General features: G+C 64.5%; 6 protein-coding genes. 5 read left to right on the top strand and 1 reads right to left on the bottom strand.

The window, feature by feature from the left end; all coding sequences use genetic code 11:
* The 4 genes from QO207_RS31275 to QO207_RS31260 form a co-directional block, all read left to right on the top strand.
* Positions 1-293, top strand: a 293-nt coding sequence (locus QO207_RS31275; RefSeq protein ID WP_301536118.1) for a structural protein, incomplete at its 5' end; no start/stop codon positions are given.
* On the top strand, positions 290-691 hold the full coding sequence (locus QO207_RS31270; protein WP_301536117.1) for a hypothetical protein: 402 nt from the start codon (positions 290-292) through the stop codon (positions 689-691). The genes QO207_RS31275 and QO207_RS31270, both read left to right, overlap by 4 nt.
* Positions 692-801: 110 nt before the next feature.
* Positions 802-990: a hypothetical protein gene (locus QO207_RS31265; RefSeq protein WP_301536116.1), complete on the top strand. Its 189-nt coding sequence runs from the start codon at positions 802-804 to the stop codon at positions 988-990.
* Between the two features lie 8 nt (positions 991-998).
* Entirely contained in the window at positions 999-1499 is a 501-nt protein-coding gene (locus tag QO207_RS31260) for a DUF1804 family protein (protein WP_301536115.1), read from the top strand.
* A gap of 11 nt (positions 1500-1510) precedes the next feature.
* On the opposite strand, the gene QO207_RS31255 is transcribed toward QO207_RS31260, so the two are convergent.
* Positions 1511-1978: a hypothetical protein gene (locus tag QO207_RS31255; protein WP_301536114.1), complete on the bottom strand. Its 468-nt coding sequence runs from the start codon at positions 1976-1978 to the stop codon at positions 1511-1513.
* 31 nt (positions 1979-2009) lie between these two features.
* On the opposite strand from QO207_RS31255, the gene terL reads away from it, so the two are divergent.
* Positions 2010-3665, top strand: coding sequence for a phage terminase large subunit (gene terL / locus QO207_RS31250; RefSeq protein ID WP_301536113.1), 1656 nt, complete (start codon positions 2010-2012; stop codon positions 3663-3665).
* The last annotated feature ends 100 nt before the right edge of the window (positions 3666-3765 follow it).

The following is a 3765-nucleotide window of genomic DNA, read 5'->3' as shown; positions in this document are numbered from 1 at the left end:
ACACCCCGCAAAACGGCATTCGCGCCCTGGCAAAGCTGCTCCTGAACTACCGCAAGGTCCACGGCCTGCGCACCGTCGAATCCCTGATCGCACGCTGGGCGCCGTCCAATGAGAACGACACCCGCGCCTATGCCGCTGCCGTGGCCCGCGAGCTGGGCGTCCCGCCGCAGGCTGGCCTTCACCTGGATCAGCCGACGCTGGCGGCCCTGGTCACCGCGATCATCCGCCACGAAAACGGCCAGCAGCCCTACAGCGCCGAGCTGATCGGCAACGCCGTGCGGGAAGTGCTGTGACCTGGCGCCTCGGCCTGCTCCTGGTGCTGCTCCTGGTGCTGACCTCGGTCGGCTCCTGGATGGTGGGCCACCAGGTCGGCCTGGCTGACGGCCGCGCCATCTGCGCCGAGGCGCAGACCGACGCTTACCGCAACGTCCTGGACGATTCGGTCGCCCAGCTGAAGAAGGTCCAGGACACCAGCACCTCCATTTTCCAGCGCCTGGCCCAGCGGGACGACCGCGACCAGCAAACCTCACGGGAGCTTCGCCATGCCCTGGCTGAAACGGCTGCTGACCGCGCTACCTGTCGCTTTCCTGCTGACGTCATGCAGCAGCTCGAAACCGCCCGCCAGCGGGCTGCCAAAGCCACTACCAGCGGCCTTGGCTCAACCGTGCCCGACCCCGGTGGCGGCGGCTGACGACAGCGCCGATGCCGCCTTGCTCACCCTGAAACAGCTCTACGACCAATACGGCCAATGCGCCGGCCTGCACTGGGACACCGTGCAACACCTTCAAAAGGACTGATCCGATGACCGAGAAGAAGAACTCCCCCGAGTACGACCTGCTGCAACGCATCGACGGCCGCCTGGAGCGCTTCGAAGAGCGCTTCCCTCAGATCGAGCGCAAGGCGGTCCTGTATGGCTCGGCAGCCGGTGCGCTGGCGGGTGGTCTGGTTGCCTGCGGCCTGGCCGTGGCGCGTATGAAGCTCGGCATCTGAGGTAGCCCATGGCGCACCCCAAGGAAACCCGCGACGCCCTGCGCCGTGCCTATGTCTTCGACCGCCAGAGCCTGGAGGTCGCGGCCGCCATGTTCGGCGTCTCCTATGGCACTGCCAGGCGCTGGAAACAGCAGGCGGAGGCCGAGGGGGACGACTGGGACAAGGCGCAGTCGGCGCAGTTGCTGGCCGGTGGTGGTCTGGAGGAAGTGGCGCGCCAGGTGCTGTCCGGCCTGGTCATGCAGTTCCAGGCCACCATGGAAGCCGTCCAGGTGGACGCCGAAATCAAGCCGGCCGTGAAGGTGCAACTGCTCGCCAGCCTGGCCGATGCCTACAACAAGACGGTCAGCGCGTCGAAGCGTGTCCTGCCTGAAACCTCGGCACTGGGGACTGCCATGGAAGTGCTCCAGCGTCTGGCCAGCTTCATCCGCGAACGATTCCCGCAGCACGCCCCAGCGTTCGCCGAGGTGCTGGAGCCGTTCGGGGAGCTACTGGCGAGAGACTTGAAATGAAGGCTTGCCAACTAGACGCGCGGCCTTGGCTTGCGGCTGATGGTGGAAGGCTTCACCTGCAGGCTCATCTTGCAGCGAAGGCAGTTCATGTAAATGGAGTTGTAGCGCTGCAGAACGCTCTTCACACCATCGTTAAAGCACGTAGGACAAAGGGAGTGCTCAGGCTCGCTGCCTCGCGCTTCTGGCCTTATGCGGTAAATAAGGGTTCCGAACTCGGTCTGCGTAAGCGCGTATCGGCTGCTTTCCTGCTCCCAGCGCTTGAACTTCGCAATTTCGGCTTCCAGCTCGCCTATGCGGCGGGTCAGTGTCGTCTGATCCGCATGGGCGCTGTTCAACTGGGATTGCAGCCCGAGCAGAACGCCGTTCAGCTCCACAACCTTGGTCGTTACTGCCGCATCCGTCTTGAGCGTAAGCATGCTCTGCGTAATGTCCGTGGCTGCCTTGATACCGCTGTAGGCACCGCCAATCCAGTCCATCATGACCAGGTTCCTTCTGGGGAGAAATTGACCCATGAAGGGTAACACCAAGGACTTCCTGGCTGATATCGCCGAGCTTGCCGAGAACTTCCGCCGTCAGATTGAGGCCGAGGTCGCGGGCTTCGACCCGGACCCGAAGGCCAGCGCCGCGCGGCGCGAGCGGGCCAGCAACGACTACGAGTACTTCGCCCGTACCTACTTCCCGCACTACGTGAAGCGCGGCAACGCGCTGCTGCACGACTACCTGTACAAGCGTCTGCCCGAGCTGGTCGACCACCCGGACGGCCAGCACGAAGCCATTGCAGCACCGCGCGGCAACGCCAAGTCCACCCTGGTCAGCCAGATTTTCGTCATCTGGTGCACGGTCACCGGCCGCAAGCACTACCCGCTGATCGTCATGGACGCTTTCGAGCAGGCCGCCACGATGCTGGAGGCCATCAARGCGGAACTGGAGTTCAACCCGCGCTTGGCCATGGACTTCCCCCAGGGCGCCGGTAAGGGCCGCGTCTGGCAGGTCGGSACCATCGTCACGGCCAACGACGCCAAGGTCCAGGTCTTCGGCTCCGGGAAGCGCATGCGCGGCYTGCGCCATGGYCCGCACCGTCCCGACCTGGTCATTGGTGACGACCTGGAGAACGACGAGAACGTCCGCAGCCCGGAGCAGCGCGACAAGCTKGAGAACTGGCTGAAAAAGACCGTYCTGTCCCTCGGCTCGGCCGAYGACACCATGGACGTCATCATCATCGGSACSATCCTGCACTACGACTCCGTCCTGTCGCGCCTGCTGAAAAACCCGCTGTGGAAGCGCCGCAAGTTCAAAGCCATCATCGAATGGCCGCACCGCATGGACCTGTGGGAGAAGTGGGAGGAACTGCTACTCAACTCCGACGACGAAGGCGCGTCAGCTCTGGCCTACTACCAGGAGCGCGCCGCCGCCATGGAGGAAGGCGCGATCATCTGCTGGCCGGATGGTCAGCCCCTCTACAAGCTGATGGTGAAGCGCGCCCGTGACGGGCATTCGGCGTTCGACTCCGAGCAGCAGAACGACCCTGTACAGGGTGACAACGCCCCCTTCGCGGCCTGCATCACCTTTTGGGTGAACCGCCTGTCTCAGTGGCTGTTCTATGGCGCGTGCGACCCGTCCCTGGGCAAACAGGGCGCGAGCCGCGACCCGAGCGCCATCCTGGTCGGCGGCTTCAACCGCGAAACCGGCGTCCTGGACGTGGTGGAAGCCGGCATCCGCAAGCGCCTGCCGGACAAGATCATCGAAGACATCATCGCCATGCATCGGGCCTACCGCTGCCTGGTATGGGGCGTGGAGGCGGTCCAGTTCCAGGAATTCCTGCGCACCGAGCTGGTGAAGCGCTCGGCCAAAGCCGGCTGCCCGGTGCCGGCCCGCGCTATCACGCCCCACGCCGACAAGCTCCTACGCATCGAGAGCCTGCAGCCGCACATGGCCAACGGTCTGATCCGCCTGCACCCCAGCCAGACCGTCCTGGAACAGCAGCTGAAGCACTTCCCAGCCGCTGACCACGACGACGGCCCTGACGCCCTTCACATGCTCTGGATGCTGGCAACGACCGGCTTTTCTTCCATGGAGTTCGCCCTGGTTGGCCGTCAAGGAATGGCCTCCGCTGGTGGATTCGAAGATTCATTTGACGCAGGTGGCCGCATGGGCGGCGACTGGTAGGAGACAACGATGCCCATCGTGGATATTTACGGCCAGCCCCTGAAAATGCGGGAGCTGCGCGAGCAGCAGACGGCGCGCTTGACTGCCGCGCTTGACTGCC

Origin of the sequence: Pseudomonas sp. CAN1, assembly GCF_030462585.1 — a bacterium.
Classification (GTDB): domain Bacteria; phylum Pseudomonadota; class Gammaproteobacteria; order Pseudomonadales; family Pseudomonadaceae; genus Pseudomonas.
This window is presented reverse-complemented; position numbering and strand designations above follow the sequence as displayed.

Coding starts and splice junctions, on each gene's coding strand:
- QO207_RS31265 (WP_301536116.1), top strand. CDS start 802: ATGACCGAGAAGAAGAACTCCCCCGAGTACGACCTGCTGCAACGCATC.
- QO207_RS31260 (WP_301536115.1), top strand. CDS start 999: ATGGCGCACCCCAAGGAAACCCGCGACGCCCTGCGCCGTGCCTATGTC.
- QO207_RS31255 (WP_301536114.1), bottom strand. CDS start 1,978: ATGATGGACTGGATTGGCGGTGCCTACAGCGGTATCAAGGCAGCCACG.